The 19,879-nt window shown below is 45.2% G+C and carries 16 protein-coding genes, 2 tRNA genes and 1 other RNA gene; 6 read left to right on the top strand and 13 right to left on the bottom strand.

Going from position 1 to position 19,879, the window contains the following annotated elements:
• Nucleotides 1-199: hypothetical protein (locus LIZ66_RS17490; protein WP_227201125.1), on the top strand; the 199-nt coding region annotated here is incomplete at its 5' end.
• Nucleotides 200-335: 136 nt separating this feature from the next.
• Here LIZ66_RS17490 and LIZ66_RS17485 read toward each other — a convergent pair.
• The 5 genes from LIZ66_RS17485 to LIZ66_RS17465 form a co-directional block, all read right to left on the bottom strand.
• Nucleotides 336-2,495 (bottom strand): RNA degradosome polyphosphate kinase, encoded by a 2,160-nt coding sequence (locus LIZ66_RS17485; RefSeq protein WP_227201124.1) that lies wholly within the window; start codon nt 2,493-2,495, stop codon nt 336-338.
• A gap of 11 nt (nt 2,496-2,506) precedes the next feature.
• Entirely contained in the window at nt 2,507-4,042 is a 1,536-nt protein-coding gene (locus tag LIZ66_RS17480) for a Ppx/GppA phosphatase family protein (protein WP_148462372.1), read from the bottom strand.
• Between the two features lie 68 nt (nt 4,043-4,110).
• Nucleotides 4,111-5,421, bottom strand: a complete 1,311-nt coding sequence (locus LIZ66_RS17475) for an ATP-binding protein (protein ID WP_195408958.1) — start codon at nt 5,419-5,421, stop codon at nt 4,111-4,113.
• 223 nt (nt 5,422-5,644) lie between these two features.
• The gene (gene pheA / locus LIZ66_RS17470) at nt 5,645-6,775 is read right to left on the bottom strand and encodes a prephenate dehydratase (protein WP_227201123.1); all 1,131 of its coding nucleotides are present in this window, start codon (nt 6,773-6,775) and stop codon (nt 5,645-5,647) included.
• 129 nt (nt 6,776-6,904) lie between these two features.
• Nucleotides 6,905-8,197 (bottom strand): bifunctional folylpolyglutamate synthase/dihydrofolate synthase, encoded by a 1,293-nt coding sequence (locus LIZ66_RS17465; RefSeq protein WP_227201122.1) that lies wholly within the window; start codon nt 8,195-8,197, stop codon nt 6,905-6,907.
• Between the two features lie 114 nt (nt 8,198-8,311).
• Here LIZ66_RS17465 and LIZ66_RS17460 point away from each other — a divergent pair, with 114 nt between their 5' ends.
• From LIZ66_RS17460 to LIZ66_RS17450, 3 genes are all read left to right on the top strand, one after another.
• Nucleotides 8,312-8,701, top strand: a complete 390-nt coding sequence (locus LIZ66_RS17460) for a putative ABC transporter permease (RefSeq protein ID WP_227201121.1) — start codon at nt 8,312-8,314, stop codon at nt 8,699-8,701.
• 133 nt (nt 8,702-8,834) lie between these two features.
• On the top strand, nt 8,835-9,758 hold the full coding sequence (pyrB, locus tag LIZ66_RS17455; RefSeq protein WP_148462381.1) for an aspartate carbamoyltransferase: 924 nt from the start codon (nt 8,835-8,837) through the stop codon (nt 9,756-9,758).
• The gene (locus LIZ66_RS17450) at nt 9,752-10,189 is read left to right on the top strand and encodes an aspartate carbamoyltransferase regulatory subunit (RefSeq protein ID WP_118578704.1); all 438 of its coding nucleotides are present in this window, start codon (nt 9,752-9,754) and stop codon (nt 10,187-10,189) included. Before pyrB ends, LIZ66_RS17450 begins: the two co-directional genes overlap by 7 nt.
• 259 nt (nt 10,190-10,448) lie before the next feature.
• On the opposite strand, the gene rnpB is transcribed toward LIZ66_RS17450, so the two are convergent.
• From rnpB to LIZ66_RS17410, 8 genes are all read right to left on the bottom strand, one after another.
• Nucleotides 10,449-10,799: RNase P RNA component class A (gene rnpB / locus LIZ66_RS17445), an RNA gene on the bottom strand.
• A gap of 117 nt (nt 10,800-10,916) precedes the next feature.
• On the bottom strand, nt 10,917-11,813 hold the full coding sequence (locus LIZ66_RS17440; protein WP_226836921.1) for a type IV pilin protein: 897 nt from the start codon (nt 11,811-11,813) through the stop codon (nt 10,917-10,919).
• A gap of 38 nt (nt 11,814-11,851) precedes the next feature.
• A complete protein-coding gene (locus LIZ66_RS17435) occupies nt 11,852-13,516 on the bottom strand; it encodes a nucleoside kinase (RefSeq protein ID WP_227201120.1) in 1,665 nt (554 codons plus the stop codon).
• 138 nt (nt 13,517-13,654) lie between these two features.
• Nucleotides 13,655-14,437: a Nif3-like dinuclear metal center hexameric protein gene (locus LIZ66_RS17430; RefSeq protein ID WP_227201119.1), complete on the bottom strand. Its 783-nt coding sequence runs from the start codon at nt 14,435-14,437 to the stop codon at nt 13,655-13,657.
• Complete coding sequence (locus LIZ66_RS17425) at nt 14,427-15,236, bottom strand: tRNA (adenine(22)-N(1))-methyltransferase (protein WP_227201118.1); 810 nt, start codon at nt 15,234-15,236, stop codon at nt 14,427-14,429. The genes LIZ66_RS17430 and LIZ66_RS17425 overlap by 11 nt, the downstream gene beginning before the upstream one ends.
• 10 nt (nt 15,237-15,246) lie before the next feature.
• Nucleotides 15,247-16,374 (bottom strand): RNA polymerase sigma factor RpoD, encoded by a 1,128-nt coding sequence (gene rpoD / locus LIZ66_RS17420; protein WP_118578714.1) that lies wholly within the window; start codon nt 16,372-16,374, stop codon nt 15,247-15,249.
• Nucleotides 16,375-16,412: 38 nt separating this feature from the next.
• Nucleotides 16,413-18,206 carry a DNA primase gene (dnaG, locus tag LIZ66_RS17415; protein ID WP_227201117.1) on the bottom strand — a complete coding sequence of 598 codons (1,794 nt, stop codon included), beginning with the start codon at nt 18,204-18,206 and terminating at the stop codon, nt 16,413-16,415.
• Nucleotides 18,207-18,306: 100 nt separating this feature from the next.
• Entirely contained in the window at nt 18,307-19,317 is a 1,011-nt protein-coding gene (locus LIZ66_RS17410; protein WP_148462392.1) for a deoxyguanosinetriphosphate triphosphohydrolase, read from the bottom strand.
• A 211-nt stretch (nt 19,318-19,528) separates the two neighbouring features.
• Between LIZ66_RS17410 and LIZ66_RS17405 the strand changes: the two genes are divergently transcribed.
• Nucleotides 19,529-19,613: transfer RNA gene (locus tag LIZ66_RS17405), tRNA-Leu, on the top strand.
• Nucleotides 19,614-19,679: 66 nt separating this feature from the next.
• Nucleotides 19,680-19,764 (top strand) — tRNA-Leu (locus tag LIZ66_RS17400).
• The last annotated feature ends 115 nt before the right edge of the window (nt 19,765-19,879 follow it).

Below are 19,879 nucleotides of genomic sequence, written 5' to 3'. Positions count from 1 at the left end.
TAAGACGTCGCCCTCTCACGGCGAAAACACGAGTTCGATTCTCGTACTGGCTGCTAGAAACTTCCGAAGTGATTCGGAAGTTTTTTTGTCGTCTGAATATATTTCTGCCGCCTGGGTTATGCCTTCTCTTTTTTATGCAAAAAGACGCCGCAAAGCGACTTTTTTCGTCAACCTTGCGGCGTCTGGATTCAGACTTTAGAAGTCAGAATCTTAATTTTTTTACTGAAAATCTTCGAAAGCAAGTGCATCGGCGTCAGCTTCTGCATTTTTCCATATTGCAATCTCACATCACAATACAGCGGCTTTCCTTATTTTTCCTAATTCACTTCAAATTCTTACTCTTCCACATCCTCAGCCGGTTCTGCCGGGATGAAGACTCTGGAATTTTCATGTTTCTCTTTTTTCTTTAACGCTTCTGCTTTCTCAGTGGCTTCCCTGCAAAATTCCATCTGGGAATTGATCAGAAGTTTGCCTCTCTTGTCCTGCTTCTCATAGGTTCCATCCGGCTGGAGAATATGGGCTTTCACATTATCACGGAATTCCAGATCCAGAACATGCTTGATCTCATTCTTGATCTGCTCGTCCTCAACCGGGAAAACGATCTCCACACGGCGATCCAGATTACGAGGCATCCAGTCCGCACTTCCCATATAAATCTCATCGCTGCCATTATTGTGGAAATAGAAGATACGGCTGTGCTCCAGGAAGTTTCCTACAATGGAACGTACATAGATATTCTCGCTCACACCCGGGATTCCCACTCTCAGACAGCAGATGCCTCGGATCAGCAGGTAAATCTGCACGCCACAGGAGGATGCATGATAAAGAGCTGCAATGATTTTCGGATCACAAAGAGAGTTCATCTTCGCTACGATCATAGCCGGCATTCCTTTCTTCGCGTGCTCTGTCTCTCTCTCGATCAGCTTCAGGAATCGATCCTTCATCCAGATTGGTGCCACAATCAGACGGTTCCAGTTCTTCGGCTCAGAATATCCGGAAAGCATGTTAAACACTGCAGTTGCATCCTCGCCGAAGCGCTCGTCACAGGTAAAAATGCCGCAGTCTGTATAAAGCTTTGCAGTGGAGTCGTTATAGTTACCAGTTGCCAGATGAACATAACGGCGGATTCCGGTGTCCTCACGGCGAACCACCAAAGTAATCTTACTGTGTGTTTTCAGACCAACCAGACCATAAATAACATGGCAGCCTGCTTTTTCCAGCATTTTTGCCCACACAATATTATGTTCCTCATCAAAACGTGCCTTCAGCTCTACCAGAACCGAAACCTGTTTGCCATTCTCCGCTGCCTGGGCAAGTGCTGCAATGATCGGGGAATTTCCGCTGACACGGTACAACGTCTGCTTAATCGCCAGCACATCCGGATCCTTTGCCGCCTGGCGTACAAAATTTACAACCGGGTCAAAGCTCATATATGGGTGGTGTAAGAATACATCGCCCTCACGGATCACCTGAAAAACATCCTTGCTGGTATCTGCAAATGCAGGCACCACAGCAGGGGTATATTTCGGCTCTTTGTACTGCTCAAAGCCATCCTGTCCATAAACCTTCATCAGCATGGTAAGATCCAGTGGTCCGTTAATATAGAAAATATCCTCTTCTTTAATGTCAAATTCCTTTTTCAGAATGCCAAGAAGTCTGGAGTCCGTTTTATCCTCCACTTCCAGGCGGATCACCTCACCCCACTGGCGCTTCTTCAGCTGCTTCTGGATTTCCACCAGAAGATCCTCCGCCCCATCCTCATCTATGGAAAGGTCCGCATTTCTCATAATACGGTAAGGATGTGCACAAACCACATCATATCCAAGGAAAAGCTTGTCAATATTGCGCTCGATAATCTCCTCCAGAAGGATCACAGTAGTGTCCTCTTTATTCCCGGATGGAATGACAACCACACGCGGCAGTACAGACGGCACCTGGACAGTGGCAAATACCAGTACATCCTTGCCCTTTTTCTTATCCTTCTTGGAAATCAAGGCGCCAATATTCAATGTCTTATTTCGAATCAACGGGAAAGGTCTGGAAGAATCCATTGCCATAGGAGTAAGAACCGGATAAACATTATCCTCGAAATAACGGTCCACATACTCCTGCTGTTCTTCGTTTAATTTCTCGTGCTCCATCACCAGATGAAGTCCCACCTTCTCAAGCGCCGGAAGAAGGGAACGGTTCAGAGTGCTGTACTGGGAACGGACGAGCTCATGTGTCTGAACACTAATCTCCTTCAACTGCTCTTTTGGCCCCATTCCTGCAATATCTGTTTTCTCATAGCCGGCATGAACCTGATCCTTCAGGGAAGCCACACGAACCATATAAAACTCATCCAGATTGGACGATACAATGCTGGTAAATTTCAGTCTTTCAAACAATGGCAGACTTTTATCTCTTGCTTCTGAGAGAACACGGTCGTCAAACTTCAGCCAGCTCAACTCCCTGTTCACAAAATACTCCGCTTTTTCAAAATTTTTCAGATCCATTGTGCCCCTCCTCACACTTTTCTCTTACGCCTGAATACCAGACGGATACCAAATACCTCTTCAAAAAATTCGACTTTATCCATAAGAAGTCCAAGCTCCAGGGAGATATCCTGCTCAGAATCAACTGTAAGAAGCAGGGTTCTGTCCTTCAGCATAGCCTTCATATTCTTTACCTTCTGATAATGGCTGCGATCCATGGCATTTGCAATACGAAGGATTGCAGTCAGCTTGGCGATCAAAAGATATACGGAACGATCCATTCCGACTTCTCCTGCGATCTCGCTGTAATAAACAAATTCTGTGGTATTGTAGCGCACCGCATTTGCAATGATCTGACGTTCTTCTGTGGAAAGTCCGATGATCTCCGTAGCCATAATGATCTGATAGGAGCACTCTGCCACATCTCCCATACTGATATATTTGCCACAGTCATGAAGCTGCACTGCGATCTGAAGAAGCAGACGCTCTCTGTCTCCCATTCCGTGCACTTTCTTCATGCTGTCAAAAATCGCCAGGGCAAGGTCGGTAGTACCCTTAATATGATCCTTTCCAGTAGAATAACGTTTGGCAATGTTTCTGGCTGCCACCAGAATATCATTTTCAAAATTATGTGCGCTCTTAATAAAATTCTTCTTTTCCCCGAAATCATAGGCAATGCCATCAAGAAGAGATACACCTGGCATCCAAAGCGCTTCTGCATTGAAAAGATCCATAAAATCTTTACAGATAACCATAGTTGGCACGATCAAAGCGGCATACTCCGGATCAATATCCATTTCCTCTGACAGTGAAGTCTCGGTCTTATAAACCGTATTCTCATACCGCTTCTCGAATTCAGCCCGTGTAATAATGTTATCCTGTCTCTCCTCACGGAAAATAGTCTCAGTAAGAAAATCCCCCATAAGGATCAAATTCTTTATCTCGCGGTCTTTCAGATAAAGACGCTTAAACCCGGTCAGGTCATTACGGATAAACTCCTCCACCAGCTGTGCATAATTCGTATTGGTTTTCTCCAGCTCCTTCAGACGTTGGCGGATACGCACGCTTCCCATTTTCAGGCTCTGGGTGGTTACAAGCGCATCTTTGTCAAACAGGGAAATCTGCAGGTTTCCACCGCCCACATCCAGAATAGCGGTTCCTTTCTGGATCATTTTCTTAAAGCCATTCTCAATGGCCGCAATAGATTTATAGCCCAGAAAATGCTGCTCGGCATTGCTTAAAACCTCCACATGAATTCCGGTTCTTCTGAAAATCTGTTCAATGATAATCAGCGGATTCTTCATCTCACGGAAAACACTTGTGGTACAGGCGCGGTAGTCTTTCACACCGTACTCTGCCATGATCCTCTTAAAGTCGTTAAGTACTTCACAAATAGTATCTACCTTATCCACTTCCATGGTTCCGCCGGAATATACCCCTACTCCAAGATTCAGACGATACCGGATATCGTCCACAGTCCGGAAACCACCCTTTTTGGAAAATTCAAAAATTTTCATGGTGATCTCATAAGAACTGATATCAATTGCCGCAAATGTGGTCACTGCCATACGTTTTTCCCTCCTGCCAAGGATTATTTCATTCCAGACATAAATTTCAGATAATCTCTGGTATTCTTTTACTGTTCCTCACTTGTTCCCAGAACATGATCAATAAACTGCTGCGCCGTTCTTCCAGTGAGACCGCCGTGAGAAAGCTCCCAGGCGTTTGCCTTCATCAGAAGCTCCTCTGCAGGCATTGTAACACCATAGCGCTCTGCAAGTGTAGTAACAATATTCTGGAATTCCTTCTTGTTCGGTGCACCAAAATAAATACGCACGCCAAAACGGTAAACCAGAGAAAGCTTCTCCTGCACAGTATCGGAGGAGTGCAGATCTTCATCGTCTGCCACCTCCAGCTTATCCCCGGATTTTTCCCGAACAAGATGACGTCTGTTGCTGGTTGCATAGATCAGAATATTGTCCGGCTTTTTCTCAAGGCCGCCCTCGATCACTGCTTTCAGATATTTATATTCGATTTCAAATTCCTCAAAGGAAAGATCATCCATATAAAGAATAAATTTGTAATTACGATTTTTGATCTGTGCGATCACATCATTCAGATCCTGGAACTGGTGCTTGTACACCTCGATAATGCGAAGTCCTTCGTCATAATAACGGTTCAGGATACCTTTGATGCTGGAAGATTTACCAGTTCCTGCATCACCAAAAAGCAGGCAGTTATTGGCCTTTCTTCCTCTTACAAAAGCCTCCGTGTTCTCGATCAGTTTCTGCTTGGGGATTTCATATCCAACCAGATCATCCAGATTCACATGGGCGATTCTGGTAATCGGTGCGATCACCGGCTTGCCATCCTTGCCATGCTCAATACGAAATGCCTTGTTCAATCCCAGCTTACCTACGCCGAAATCTTTGTAGAACTGCACCATATCTGCCATAAACTCTTCCACTGTAGAAGCCTCTGCCAGTGTTTTGCTCATATCACAGATTCTGTCGCAGATACGCTGGTTGTATACCTTGCTGTTGCATCCTGTATTCACATAATTACAGAGAAAATCAGCACAGTCTGTTCCAAACGCACTGTCAAAAACAGCAAGATCAAAGTCATAAAGTTCTTTGAAAATTCCAAAATCATGAAGAGCCAGATGGTTAATGCTTCCCTCCACTGCCCCTCTGATCTCGGAAGCGGTACTGAATGCATTCTCGTGATTGACCAGAAGCTGTGTCAGATAAGTGTGCCACAGATTCCCGGAAAACCCATACATTCCTGCCATTTCCACCAGGCTTCCTGCCATATGGAAAAATTCCTCTTTCCGATTCTCAAAGCCTTCTTCACCAGCCTCATAGCTGTTCATCAGTGATGTCATTATGTCCAGTACCTCACCGTTGTCGAAATTGCGGTAAAGGATACATTCTTCTGTTCTTGCCATTTTTGTTTCCTCTCAATTCCATGACGCATTTACGTGTCTCTTCTCCTTTTTGCCGTCCGCACAATTCATGGCAGCACACTTTCGGATATACAGACTCACGCACTCGCACCGTTTTTCATTCTACTTTTCTTATATTAAAAACAGATAAAATCTTCTTAAATTCTTTGGTTAATTTTAACAATAAATGAAATTGCTGCCACTCTCTGCCTTCGCAGCTATAATCTTAATAATTGCCCAGAATTTTCAAATAGCTGGTCTCTGCTTCCATGCCCCGCAGCGCATTCTTTACCGCGCTGTCCCGCAGATTTCCCTCGAAGTCCACGAAGAAACGGTATTCCCAGGTTTTTCCCGGAATAGGCCGGGACTCGATCTTGGTCATATTCAGACCATTATAGATCATATGGGAAAGTACATTGTAAAGAGTTCCGCTTGCATGACGTGCCTCGAAGCATACACTGATCCTGGAGCTGTTATTCTCATAAACAGGTTTCTTTGCCAGAATAATAAATCTGGTCACATTGCTGTCATTTTTGCAGATATTCTCTGCCAGAACCTTCAGATTGTAAATCTCTCCGGCAGCCCTGCTGGCAATCGCTGCGTGAGTCTTATCCTGATCTGCGCTGACCTTTTTGGCCGCTGCGGCGGTGTTGGTTACTGCTGTGGTTTTCCAATCTCTATGCTCTTCCAGATATTCCTTACACTGGGCAAGCCCCTGAGGATGGGAATATACCCCGGCAATATCGGAAAGCTCAGCCTCCTGCATGCCAAGCAGCACATGCTCAACTTTCAGGATCTGCTCTCCCACGATAAACAGATTATATTCTGTCAAAAGGTCATAAATATCTGCCACAATCCCAGCTGTGGAATTTTCAATAGGAAGGACTGCGTAATCTGCTCTTCCTGTTGCAACTTCTTCCATGGCATCCCGGAACAGCTTCACATGATAGCTCTTAATGTCTTCCTGAAAGTAGGCACGCATGGCTCCATAGCTGTAGGCGCCCTCCACCCCCTGGAAAACAACAGTCACATTATTTCTGGGAAGCTGCTCCACCATTTGGAAGTCTTCCTTTTCTTTCGGACCATATTCGGTGAGAAGCTGATACTGACGCTTTCTGCTGATGGCCATGATCTGCTGAAAAAGCTCCTGGGCTCCAAGTTCGTTGAACTCACCGTGCGCTTTTTTCCTGATCTCTTCCAGTTTGGCATGCTCTCTCTCCGGATCCAGCACTTTCTTTCCGGTATGGATCTTATACTCTGCAACCTCTTCGCAGACCTTCATCCGCTTCTCAAAAAGTTCCACCATCTGATTGTCAATTTCATCTATTTTTCGTCTGCATTCCTGCAAATCTGTCATATTGTTTTCTCTCCAGTTTTTGTATTTAATCATGCAAATTCAGCTGCTGCACACTTCAATTTCCACAATGTACTGCCATTACTGTTCACTCCGTGACCAGTAACACGCTGCCATTTCAGTACCTGACACTTATCCGACATATTCTTCCACCGCATTTGTAAGCACTCCAATAAAGGAAAGTGAACCAAATGCCAGAATCACACTGTTCTCGTCATCTCCTGCACAGGAAAATGCCTTTTCCACAGCATCTTTTATACTTTTTGTACTCTCGGCACTGGAATTATATACCCTTGCCGCCTTCGCCAGTTCCTCTGCCGGCAGTGCACGGGGATTATCCGGTGTCTCTATGGTATAGATTTTTTCTGCAAAATGGGCTGTTTTTTCAAGGACAATCTTATATTCCTTGTCTGCAAAAACACCCATAATGTAGATCAGTTTTTTCCCATTAAAATAGTGCCGGACAGATTCTGCCATCTTGTCGGCTGCTCCGGCATTGTGAGCGCCGTCTACAATAAAAAGAGGCTTTTTATGGATAACCGTAAATCTTCCCTTCCAGCTTGTGTGGAGAAGACCGTCCTTCCGCTGTTCCATGGTAGTAGTCCAGCCAAGTCTGTCCAGTTCTTCAAGAGCGTTTAATGCCAGCACTACATTTTCTTTCTGGTAAACACCGGCAAGGGAAATTGCAAATTCCTCTCCTTTATAAGAAAAGGTCTGACCGAATACGCTCTCTTTTTCCAAAACAGCCTCATCAGGGTCAGATACCACACAGGGTACATGAAGCTTGTTACAGGTATCTGCAATCACCTGTGCCGCTTCCGGCTTCTGCTTTGTGGTCACAACCCGGCAGCCAGGTTTGATAATTCCAGCCTTCTTCTCTGCGATTTCTCCAAGGGTATTTCCAAGAAATGACATATGATCCATGCTGATGGAAACCAGCACAGCCAGTTTGGTATTCTTCACAATATTGGTGGCATCCAGATTACCGCCCATTCCGGTCTCCAGAAGGACCAGATCACAATTTTCTTCCTTAAAATACAAAAACGCTGCCGCGGTCTCAATCTCAAAAGGGGTGGGATGATTCATGCCAACCGCTGTCATCTGATCAATTGACCTGGAAATTTCTGTCACATACTTTGCAAAATCTTCCTGTGAGATCTTCTCGCCGGCAATCTCAAGACGTTCTCTGTAAGAATAAAGAGTTGGGGATATGTATCTGCCCACTTTATAGCCTGCCCGGGTAAGGGTGGTGTATAAATAAGCAATCACGGAACCCTTTCCATTGGTTCCGGCTACGTGGACATAAGGAACTGCATCCTGAGGATTTCCAAGCCTGTCCAGCATTTCACGCATATTATCAAGTCCCAGCACGGAACCGTATTTCGCCGAATCATCGATATATGCACGGCATTCCTGATAGTTCATAATAAAAGCTCCTCGTTTATCAAATATCTTTTTCTCTCCATTATAACCTTGCAGCATAAATTTAGCAAGAATGGGAATGTTATTTTTATCATTTTACCCAAGGAGACCAAGCATATGAAAAAATACCCTTTTCTCTTCTGTGGTTTTACCGGTCTGTGTCTGGAGATTCTCTGGACCGGGCTCCATTCCCTGCTCCGGGGAGATGCGTCCATGAAAGGGACTACCTCTCTTCTTATGTTTCCCATTTATGGCTGTGCATCCCTGATTCTGCCTGTATACAAAAAGCTGAAAAGCCTTCCGGCACTTCTGCGAGGCTCCCTTTATACTGCCGGATTTTACCTGGCAGAATTTGCCAGCGGTTCTATCCTGCAGGCTTTTCACATGTGCCCTTGGGACTATTCCGGAGTGCCCCATCAGTACAAAGGAATCATCCGTCTGGACTATCTCCCGGTCTGGTTTCTCACAGGATTGTTTTTCGAAAAAATACTTACAAAATCTTCTTGAAAAATCATTCCAAGTAGTATATGATAGGTCGAAGAGATTTTGCGTTACCACTCACAGAAGATCCTTTTTGAAAGAGTTTTCGTGAACCGTAACACTCTACCCCAAAACCACACACTCATAACGGAGGTATATCATGAGACACTTAATGAGTCCGCTGGACCTTAGTGTTCCGGAGCTTGAGAAGCTTCTGGATCTTGCCAGCGATATTGAGAAAAACCCCAAAAAATACGCACATACCTGTGACGACAAACGGCTTGCCACACTTTTCTATGAGCCAAGTACCCGTACCCGTCTCAGTTTTGAAGCTGCTATGATGAACCTTGGCGGTAAGGTTCTTGGTTTCTCATCTGCAGATTCCAGTTCCGCAGCGAAGGGGGAAACTGTTGCCGATACCATTCGTGTTGTTTCCTGCTATGCAGATATCTGTGCTATGCGTCATCCCAAAGAAGGTGCTCCGCTGGTAGCTTCTATGGTTTCTAATATTCCTGTTATCAATGCCGGTGACGGTGGTCATCAGCATCCAACCCAGACTCTTACAGACTTACTTACCATCCGTTCCTTAAAGGGGCGTCTTGACAACATTACCATCGGTCTGTGCGGAGATCTGAAATTCGGACGTACCGTTCACTCTCTGATCGAGGCGCTGGTTCGTTACAACAATGTTAAATTCGTACTGATCTCTCCGGAAGAGCTTCGTATCCCAAGCTATATCCGTGAGGACGTGCTGAAGAAGAACAACATCGAGTTCCTAGAAGTAGAACGTCTGGAGGATGCAATTCCGGAGCTTGACATTCTTTACATGACACGTGTTCAGAAAGAGCGTTTCTTCAATGAGGAAGATTATGTTCGTATGAAGGATTTCTACATACTGGACAAGCAGAAGCTTTCCCTTGCAAAGGATGACATGTACATTCTTCATCCGCTTCCTCGTGTTAACGAAATTTCTGTTGAAGTGGACAGCGATCCGAGAGCTGCATACTTTAAACAGGCCCAGTACGGTGTATATGTTCGTATGGCCCTGATTCTTACATTATTGGAGGTGGAACTGCCATGTTAAATGTTGGAGCACTTCGTGAAGGTTTCGTATTAGACCATATCAAAGCCGGCAAGGCTATGACTATTTATCATGACCTGAAGCTTGACAAGCTTGATTGTACTGTTGCGATCATCAAGAACGCAAAGAGCAATAAGATGGGCAAAAAGGACATCATCAAGGTTGAGTGCCCGATTGAAGATCTGGATCTGGATATCCTTGGTTTCATTGATCACAATATCACCGTAAATATTATTAAGGATGAGAAGATCGTTGAGAAAAAAGACCTTCGTCTTCCGAAGCAGGTTGTAAACGTGATCAGATGTAAAAATCCCCGCTGTATCACTTCCATCGAGCAGGGACTGGATCAGGTGTTTGTTCTGGCAGATGAGGAGAATGAGGTTTACAGATGTAAATATTGTGAGGAGAAATACTCTGGTCACAGAAATAAATAAGTCATCTCTGTAAATCATTGTTTTTAATAACAATATTGATATTTTATTGTGGAAGCTGAATACAGCTTCCACTTTTTTGCCTTAAAGCGTGTTTGAGAGTGGAAAAAGACCTTTGGGTCCTGGTATCGGAGTGTTTTTATGTAATAGGAACATTACGGAGTAATTTCCTATTATATAAAAAACCTGGGAAAATCCAGCAGTGCTGAACCTTCTCAGGTTAAATATCACATTATATGTATCATACAATCCGATTCTTAAATACGCAAGCAGACCGATAAGCCGGGTTATGTCGTTGAGTGATCATCTGTCTAGGCCTTCCGTTGCCGAAAGGCTCAAGCGACCTACCTGAAAGCACGACGGGCCGCCGTATCGCTTTCTGCTCGGTCTTGCTTCGAATGGAGTTTACATGTGCCCGGCCTGTTACCAGGACGGCGGTAGTCTCTTACACTGCCTTTCCACCCTTACCATGGAAACCATGGCGGTTTATTTCTGTTGCACTGGTCTGGGAGTCGCCTCCACCGGACGTTATCCGGCATCCTGCCCTGTGAAGCCCGGACTTTCCTCGTCTGAACCCTTTCGTCTGTCCAGCCGCGATCACCTGGTCTGCTTGCGCAAGTGCTATTTTAACATTATTGTGGTAAGATGTAAAGCACTATTTCTCATTTCTCCCTGTCGTAGAACCTGTAAAGGTTACTGTAAACGGAGTAAACAGTAACCCTGTAAATAATCACTTGGGTAAATCTTTATAATCGTTCTCAAGTTTCTTCTCATATGCAGCATAGGCTTCTGACAGAGTATTATAGGTATAACCGTCCCCTGCTGCAATAATATCTTGATAACCTTTTGGGGAAAGATGATCAGCTATTGCCATATATTTTCCATTCCTGCTGGCAACCTTTGATTGAGAAACATAATACTTTCCATCGCCTCTTTGAATCAGGATTGGTATTTCTGTACCAGCCGCTATTGCCTTTTCACCTTTTGCATTTATATCTAAGGAAGTCCAGAACAAATATCTTTTCTTCTCATCTATGCCACTTCCCAAATATGCCCATGTGCCAGTCTGTAGCAAACTGTTAACACCAATTAGATCTTTAATTTTTGGTACATATGTTTTCGAATCAGTTCCAGAATCAAATTCAAAATTCGAATTATCCTTTACCAAATCCAGACAGCCACTATCCTTTAATACATTAAAGAAATCCTCACTCATATTATAGCTATTTGACGTTGATGATACATCCCCGCTCCACACAAATTTGGTTCCCCTTTTCTGATCAAACGAAATCTGACATTCTCCATTTGCTCCTGGTATTCCAATCCAGTTCTCCGTATCGCCGTCCTTTACTGAATGGCTGATTCCCCCAATTGTAATTACATCCGCCGACTGCCATCCATACTGTTTCTGTTTCAGCTTGACCGTAACCGGTTCATTATAAATCCCCATATTTGCCTCAGTCAGCACCTTCGCATATGCAGCGCGTACATTTGCAAGGTCTGCTGCTTCCCTGCTTTTTTCCAACTGACTTCCGAAAACAGGTATTGCAACAGCCACCAGTACCGCAATAATTGCAACCACGATCAAAAGCTCAGCCAATGTAAAGCCTTTGCGACTTATTTTCATAAAATACTCCTCAACTTCTTACAAGCACATCTGCATCATCAGGTGTTAAAACAGCTTCCCCCTATAAATTCTCTTAACAGGGAATTATTAGGCACTTCCTCGCTTGGCACAGCTACAAAATAATCAAAAAATTTCAGCAGCCTGTTTGCCTCCAGATATTCCGGCTCCTCTTTGGAAATTCCGAAGAGAAGAGGCTCTGCGTATACTTTCAGACATGCCAATTCATAGATCAGTGCCGAGTTAAACATAACATCCGCTTCTTCCTGGTATGGAAAAATATTTTTCTCCTCGCCGCGTCTTACAGAGGGCCATCTTGCAATGGTCTCGCTGGCTGAGGTTCCTCTGGTTCTTGCATCCCGGACGATTCTGCGGATCAGCCTTCCGTCTGTGGTAGGAATCCGGTTGTGTTCATCAATGTTCAGCTGGGTGAGGGCACTGATATAGATTTTGAACTTGCTCTCCTTCGGAAGCGCGTAGCTTAATTTGTCGTTCAGACCATGAATTCCCTCAATAACAAGGATGTCTTCCTTCCCCAGCTGGAGAAAATCGCCTTTATATTCTCTCTGCCCGGTCTTGAAGTTAAACACCGGAAGTTCTACTCTCTCTCCATTAAGAAGTGCCAGCATATCTTTGTTGAACTGCTCCACATCAATGGCTTCCAGACACTCATAATCCTTTTCCCCGAATTCATCCAGCGGGGTATGCTCTCTGTTTACAAAATAATTGTCAACAGCAATGGGATGTGGCTTCATTCCATGTGCCGCCAGCTGAATAGACAGCCTGTGGGAAAAGGTAGTCTTGCCGGAGGAGGACGGACCGGCGATCATGACAAACTTCTTGTTTCCTGCCTCCACGATCTGCTCTGCAATTCTGGCAATTCCAGACTCCTGGATGGCCTCCTGCATAAGAAGGATCTTCTGTATCCCCTGGGAAACGATCTGATCATTCAACTCACCTACTGTGGAGATTTCCAACCTTCTGCCCCACTCTTCAGAATCCTTCTGCACCTGGAAGATTTTCTCCTGAGGCCGGAATTCCGGGAGCATATCCGGAGCCTTAGCATCCGGCAGAATCAGCACAAAGCCTTCATCATACAGCTTCAGGTCAAAATATGGCACATAGCCGGTATCGTAAGCCATTGCCCCGTAAAAATAGTCCTCGAAATTCTCTATGCTGTAAATATTCACCCTGGAAACCCTGCGATAGCGGAACAGTTTCTCTTTATCATACATTCTGTGATGATGAAAAAGCGCAATTGCTTCATCCGTTCCTACACTTCGTTTCTTCACCGGGATTTTCTGCTCCACCAGTTCTGTCATCCGCTTCTTTACCTGGTCAAGAAATGCCTGATCCAGCTTCTGTTCTCCCGCCATAGTAAAGTAAAAACCGCTTCCTACAGAATAATGAAGCACCACTTTATCTACTTTTTCTTTGCCTGCAAGATCGTAAATTGCCTTTAAAAGCACCAGACATGCAGTTCGCTTATAGGTTTTATTTCCAATGCTGTCTTTTGTGGTGACCAACTGGACTTCGCCGTCCCGTTCCGCTTTTTTGTGAAGCTCACAGATCTTGCCCCCTGCAATTACAAGAATAACAGGAGCCGGGCTGGTCTTTTCGTACTCTTTTATAACTTCTTTATAGGTAATTCCCATGGGAAACTCTCTGATTTCCCCATTGATTGTAAGTTTCACTGCATGATCCATAAAATCTCCTTTTCTGATCCGAAAGACCAATTAGGCTAAACATAAATCACATTTACCAAAACCAAACAATATTATTCTGACAACTCATTTTATCACCGGACGGGCGGACATCATCCCCATCCACAACAGGTCTCAACCCTATAATATCGTATACGGGCTTCTCACCTTTGCGCAGCTGACTGTAAGCTCCGGAAACGCTTTTGCCAGTCTTTCCTTCATATCTTCCATAAAAATATATTCCGTACCGTAATGACCTGCATCAATGATTGCAAGTCCCTGGGCAACGGTGTCAATTCCGGTATGGTGGTCAATATCACCTGTCACATATACATCAGCCCCGGCTGCAAGCACATCCTGGATCATGCTTTTACCAGAGCCGGTACATACGGCAGCCGTTTTCACAGTCTGTTCCAGATTTCCGTACACTTTCACATCCGAAAGCTTCAGGTTCTTTTTTACAAGAAGGGCGTACTCCTTTAAAGTCATCTCACAAGGCAGCTTTCCCACACGCCCAAAGCCAATGGACTCCCCGTCTTTTTCCCCGGTAGCACAAAGTACCTTCGTATCTGACAGTTCCAGATATCCGGCACTTAAATCTGCCATTCCCAGAATATCATAGTTGGTGTGCATTGCATAATAAGATATTCCATGACGCACCAGACTGATAATCTTCCGTCCTGTAAAGCTGTGATTATTGATCTTCTTAATACCGGAAAAGATCATAGGATGATGGGTAACGATCATGTCAGCGCCAGCCCGGATAGCCTCGTCTAACACTGTTTCGGTAAGATCAAGGGCAAGAAAGACATGTTTTACCTCACTCTCGTCATCTCCTGTAAGGAGTCCCACATTATCCCAGTCCTCTGCAACTGCTGCCGGAAAATTTCCTCCCAGCCATTCTGTCAGTTCTTTAACCTTCATATTCTGCCAGCGCAGCAGCGATCAGCTGCGCCTCCTCCTTTACTTCCAAAATGCGGGCAGTAACTGCCTCTGCCTTCGGTGCCGTTTCCAATTGTTCCAGAATCTGGGAGCGGATCCGGGATTCCCGCTGAAGATAACGGTAAAGCACCTGGTTCTTTTCCTGAAGAAGATATTTGCCAAAAGCTTCCTCCAAGGTGTAAGCAGCTGGATTTTCCGGCATTTCTGCCCATTCATCAGCATGTAGGTTCTCAGAAGAAGCAGCTTTCACAGACGTATTTTTTGTGAAAGAATCCACGTTAAGTTTCAAACTGCTGTGAACATTTTCCCCAGGCACCACCCGCATCATGGGATAAAATTTCCCATCCTCTTCCACCATTTTCTCTTCTGTGATCTCCCAGCCTTCAGACTGGATAAATCTGCGAAAATGGGGAATGTCGGACTGTGGCTGTAAAATCAGCTCAGAGAAAGAATTTCTCACAGACCTGCCATCTGTGAGAATCCTTTCCATAAGGGGACCGCCCATACCTGCGATCACAAGGGTGTCACCCTCTCCGGCTTTCAAGCCTTCAAGTCCGTCTGAGAGCCGGGTCTGTATGTATTCCTCCAGTCCATACTGCCGAATATGTTCCTGTGCCCTTGAAAGTGGCCCTTTTCGCACATCCATTGCAATGGCGGATGGAATTTTTTTCTGCTGTATCAGGTATACCGGCAGATATCCATGATCGCATCCCACATCTACCAGCCGGTTTCCTTCTGTCACCAGGTCTGCGATTGCAGACAGTCGTAAGGATAACTGCATAGTCCTCTCCTTAATCCAGATAATCCTTCAGCTTGCGGCTGCGGCTTGGATGACGGAGCTTACGAAGAGCCTTTGCCTCAATCTGACGGATACGCTCTCTGGTTACATTGAACTCCTTGCCAACTTCCTCAAGCGTTCTTGCACGTCCATCATCAAGTCCGAAACGAAGGCGGAGAACCTTCTGTTCTCTCTCAGTAAGAGTGCCAAGAACCTCCACCAGCTGTTCCTTCAAAAGAGTAAATGCCGCTGCATCAGCCGGAACCGGAACATTGTCATCCTGGATGAAATCTCCAAGATGGCTGTCCTCCTCTTCACCAATAGGGGTCTCCAGAGAAACCGGCTCCTGGGAAATCTTCAGGATCTCACGCACACGGTCTACCGGCATGTCCATCTCTTCCGCGATTTCCTCCGGAGTAGGTTCACGTCCAAGCTCCTGGAGTAACTGTCTGGAAACGCGGATCAGCTTGTTGATCGTCTCAACCATATGAACTGGAATACGAATGGTACGCGCCTGGTCTGCAATGGCTCTTGTGATAGCCTGACGGATCCACCAGGTAGCATAGGTACTGAACTTGTAACCCTTTCGGTAATCAAATTTTTCGACAGCCTTGATAAGACCAAGGTTACCTTCTTGAATCAGATCCAGAAAAAGCATTCCACGTCCTACATAACGCTTTGCAATGCTGACAACAAGACGAAGGTTGGCTTCTGCCAGACGCTTCTTGGCATTTTCGTCGCCCTGTTCCATTTTCTTTGCAAGCTCGATTTCTTCTTCTGCTGAAAGAAGCGGAACTTTACCAATTTCTTTCAGATACATACGAACCGGATCCTCAATGCTCACACCTTCCGGAACAGAAAGATCGATCTTGTCCAGCTCTACTTCTTCCTCATCGTCCAGACCATCAATATCCATGTCATCGTCCAGCATAAGGTCATCTGCACTGTTCTCTGTGATACGCAGCACATCTACCCCACTTGCCTCAAGGAAATCGAAGATCTTATCCATCTGTTCCGCATCCAGTGGCTGGTCTTTGAAATAATCACTGATTTCCTGATATTCCAGTACGTTTTTCTTCTTTTTTGCAAGCTCCAGAAGTCCCACCAGTTTCTCACTGAATTTGCCCATATTCATTTCCATAGGTACTCTAACCTCCATATAGTGTTAATATTTTATCCTTATTCAAAAGAAATATGCAATTGCTGCCTTTTTCTTCCAAGCTCCTCCAGATCCTTCTTGGCCTTTACAAGCTCCTGTAAAGCCCCCATATCTGCAGGATCCCAGTTTTTATTTTTCTCCGCCAGACTCTCCTGCTTAATGCGGATCAAAGCATCGGAAAATGCTCTCTGCTGTTCCTCCTTTGTCTCAAGGTGGATCGTGGCATTAAAGAGAGAGGCCACTTCTTTCTGCTCTTCACTGTCTGTAAAAGCATTCAGAAGTCTGGCCGGATTCACATCTCCCTCTTCGTGCTGCTTCCAGAGCATTTCTGCCACCTCTTTATAAAGAGGAACTACAAAATCTGAAGGGGAAAGATATTTCTCCACAGTGTCAAAGATTGCCGGATAGGTAACCAGCCAGGTAAGCATCAGCTTCTGGGATTTATCTGCCGCGCTCTCCTTTTTTCTCATCGGAGAGCCGCCGGATTTTGGCTGAATGCGCTTCTCCGCAGGCGTACCCTTCAGAGCAAGGGTATTTACACGCTTCCGAAGGTCTTCCACACTGATTCCATACCTGCGGTATTCTTTTACAATTGCTTCAATATACAGATTCCGCTCCAGTTCATCAGAAAGTTCCAGAAGATACTGAGCACACCGCTCAAAAAAGCGGTTCTGTCCCTGAGGCTCATCCATGGGAAAATCACCGGAAGCAATACTTACCCGGAACATAAAGCTGTCCGTAGCTTCTTCTAGCCTTTTCTCAAAGGCCTCTGCTCCTTCTGCTTTGATAAATTCATCAGGGTCCTTGTGAGGCCGTAAATTCACCACTCTGGAATTCACGCCGGCTTCCCGGAGAATGGGAATTGCTCGCAAGGCGGCTTTTACACCAGCTTCATCACTATCGTAAAGAAGAAGTACTTCCTGTGTATACCTCTTCACCAGACTGGCATGTCCGGATGTAAGTGCCGTTCCCAGGGACGCCACTGCATTGGTAAATCCTGCCTGATGCATGGAGATTACATCCATGTAGCCCTCGCACAGGATCAGGTAATTTTTCCTGGTGGTTCTGGCTATATTCAATCCGTACAGATTACGGCTCTTGTCAAAAATACGGGTCTCCGGCGAATTCAGGTACTTGGGCTTGCCGTCTCCCATCACCCGCCCGCCAAATCCAATCACCCTGTTATTAACATCCATGATTGGAAAAATAACACGGTTCCAGAATTTGTCATACATGCCCTGGCGTTCATCCACATTGAAAAGGCCGGATTCCCGAAGAAGTTCATCACTGTAATTCTGGGATTTCAGGTATTTATACAGGTCATCACTGTACTTGTCTGAATACCCCAGGCCGAATTTCCTGATCGTCTCTTCGCTGAGACCTCTGCCTGTAAGATAATCGTGGGCATTTTTTCCACCTTCACGGCGCAGCTGGTAATAAAAATACTGAGCCGCTTTCTTATTGATCTCAAGCAAGGCTGCGCGCTTCTCCGCTTTCGCCCTTGCCTCCTTGGAATATTCGATCTTGGGAAGTTCCACTCCGGCACGCTCTGCCAGATGGGAAAGTGCTTCTCCAAATGAATAATTCTCATATTGCATTACAAAATTGTATACATTTCCTCCAGCTCCGCAGCCGAAGCAGTAATACATCTGCTTAGACGGCGTTACGGAAAAGGAAGGGGTCTTCTCATTATGAAAAGGACACAGACCAAAATAGGAGCTTCCTCTTCTGGTCAGTCTTACATACTGGGATATCACGTCTACAATATCATTTTTCATTCGCACTTCTTCAATGATATCGTCGGAATAGCGCATGCTTATCCTCCTTTGATTTAATATGCCGCATATCCAAGAAAATGCGACATCTTTCGCGTAAACAAATATTATATCTCATTGCAAGAGTTTTGTCCACGTTCTAATAAACCTCCCAAGCTCTTGGTATGAAAATCTCCTTGAATTTCTTCATGGAATACTGATCCGTCATTCCTGACAGCCAGTCACATACCGCCCGGTCTTTTGGAACTCCCTTTTTCTCAATAAGAGCAACGTACTCCCTGGACATTGCTTCCGGGTGATCTATGTAATAGGCGTATAGTTCTGTCAGCATTTTGATTGCCTTGGATTCTTCCCGCTTCGCGATGGGATTCAGATATACTTTCTGGAACATCTCTGATCGAAGATCCATGAGTGCCTGCTCTACAGGAGCCGACATCTGAATGGAAGGCTGGTCAATGCTGTGCTCAATCACATCATGTACAAAGGTATTCAGCCTTTCTCTTGTGGTCTGTCCAAGAAACTCCCTGAGACTGGCAGAAATATCATTCTCTGTAATGATCCCAGCTCTCTGGGCATCGTCCATATCATGATGAACATAGGCGATCTTATCAGAAAAGCGGACTACCTGTCCCTCCAAAGTGGACGGATGACCGCTGGTACGGTGATTCAGGATTCCGTCTCTTGTCTCCCAGGTAAGATTCAGTCCGTCTCCGTTCTTCTCCAGTACTTCCACCACGCGGACGCTCTGACGGTAGTGGGCAAAGCCCTCAGGATGAACGGTATTAAGTGCGGTCTCTCCTGAATGTCCGAAAGGCGTGTGACCAAGGTCGTGTCCCAGTGCAATCGCCTCCACAAGATCCTCATTCAGGCGAAGTGCCTTGGCTATAGTACGTGCGATCTGGGATACCTCCAGAGTGTGCGTCAGCCGGTTCCTGTAATGATCTCCTTCCGGAGCCAGAAAAACCTGAGTCTTATCTTTCATCCTGCGAAAAGCCTTGCTATGCAGGATCCTGTCCCGGTCTCTCTGGTAAACTGTCCGGACGTCACACTCTTCTTCCTCCCGGTCTCTTCCTCTGGAACGTCCACTGTATGCGGCATAGGGACTCAGCAGTTCCAGTTCTCTTTCTTCCATGCTCTCTCTGATATTCATATATCTTCTATCCTCCAAAGACTGACAGGTACGCCGATAATCTTCCTCCTATTAATTATATTCTACACAAAATTTCAAATTCCTCTTTTTTTCAAAAAAAACTTGAATTTTTTTAATTTTTTTCAAAAAATGTGTTGACAATCATATACCCCTTTGTTATACTAATATCCGTCGCAGCGAGAAAGAAACCTTTCTCCGAGAAACGCGATATGCGGAAGTGTCGGAACTGGCAGACGAGCAAGACTAAGGATCTTGTGAGCATTGCGCTCGTGTGGGTTCAAGTCCCATCTTCCGCATGACTATTTAATAGTCACAATTTCATATTTTATCGCGCAGAGGTTTTTTCTCTATGAATGCGATATGCGGAAGTGTCGGAACTGGCAGACGAGCAAGACTAAGGATCTTGTAAGCATTGCGCTTGTGTGGGTTCAAGTCCCATCTTCCGCATGTACTACGTAAGTAGTTACAATTTAATATCTGATCGCGTAGAGATTTTTATCTCTGTGAAATGCGATATGCGGAAGTGTCGGAACTGGCAGACGAGCAAGACTAAGGATCTTGT

It is taken from the genome of Blautia faecis, assembly GCF_020554845.1.
Classification (GTDB): Bacteria; Bacillota; Clostridia; order Lachnospirales; family Lachnospiraceae; genus Blautia_A; species Blautia_A faecis.
This window is presented reverse-complemented; position numbering and strand designations above follow the sequence as displayed.

Bases quoted from the DNA above. Each gene is read 5' to 3' on its own strand.
- LIZ66_RS17485 (WP_227201124.1), bottom strand. From the start codon at position 2,495: ATGGATCTGAAAAATTTTGAAAAAGCGGAGTATTTTGTGAACAGGGAG.
- LIZ66_RS17480 (WP_148462372.1), bottom strand. From the start codon at position 4,042: ATGGCAGTGACCACATTTGCGGCAATTGATATCAGTTCTTATGAGATC.
- LIZ66_RS17460 (WP_227201121.1), top strand. From the start codon at position 8,312: ATGAAAAAATACCCTTTTCTCTTCTGTGGTTTTACCGGTCTGTGTCTG.
- LIZ66_RS17465 (WP_227201122.1), bottom strand. From the start codon at position 8,197: ATGAACTATCAGGAATGCCGTGCATATATCGATGATTCGGCGAAATAC.
- dnaG (WP_227201117.1), bottom strand. From the start codon at position 18,206: ATGCGCTATTCCGACGATATCATTGAAGAAGTGCGAATGAAAAATGAT.
- LIZ66_RS17410 (WP_148462392.1), bottom strand. From the start codon at position 19,317: ATGAATATCAGAGAGAGCATGGAAGAAAGAGAACTGGAACTGCTGAGT.
- pyrB (WP_148462381.1), top strand. From the start codon at position 8,835: ATGAGACACTTAATGAGTCCGCTGGACCTTAGTGTTCCGGAGCTTGAG.
- LIZ66_RS17440 (WP_226836921.1), bottom strand. From the start codon at position 11,813: ATGAAAATAAGTCGCAAAGGCTTTACATTGGCTGAGCTTTTGATCGTG.
- LIZ66_RS17430 (WP_227201119.1), bottom strand. From the start codon at position 14,437: ATGAAGGTTAAAGAACTGACAGAATGGCTGGGAGGAAATTTTCCGGCA.
- LIZ66_RS17475 (WP_195408958.1), bottom strand. From the start codon at position 5,421: ATGGCAAGAACAGAAGAATGTATCCTTTACCGCAATTTCGACAACGGT.
- LIZ66_RS17425 (WP_227201118.1), bottom strand. From the start codon at position 15,236: ATGCAGTTATCCTTACGACTGTCTGCAATCGCAGACCTGGTGACAGAA.
- rpoD (WP_118578714.1), bottom strand. From the start codon at position 16,374: ATGGAAATGAATATGGGCAAATTCAGTGAGAAACTGGTGGGACTTCTG.
- LIZ66_RS17435 (WP_227201120.1), bottom strand. From the start codon at position 13,516: ATGGATCATGCAGTGAAACTTACAATCAATGGGGAAATCAGAGAGTTT.
- LIZ66_RS17450 (WP_118578704.1), top strand. From the start codon at position 9,752: ATGTTAAATGTTGGAGCACTTCGTGAAGGTTTCGTATTAGACCATATC.
- pheA (WP_227201123.1), bottom strand. From the start codon at position 6,775: ATGACAGATTTGCAGGAATGCAGACGAAAAATAGATGAAATTGACAAT.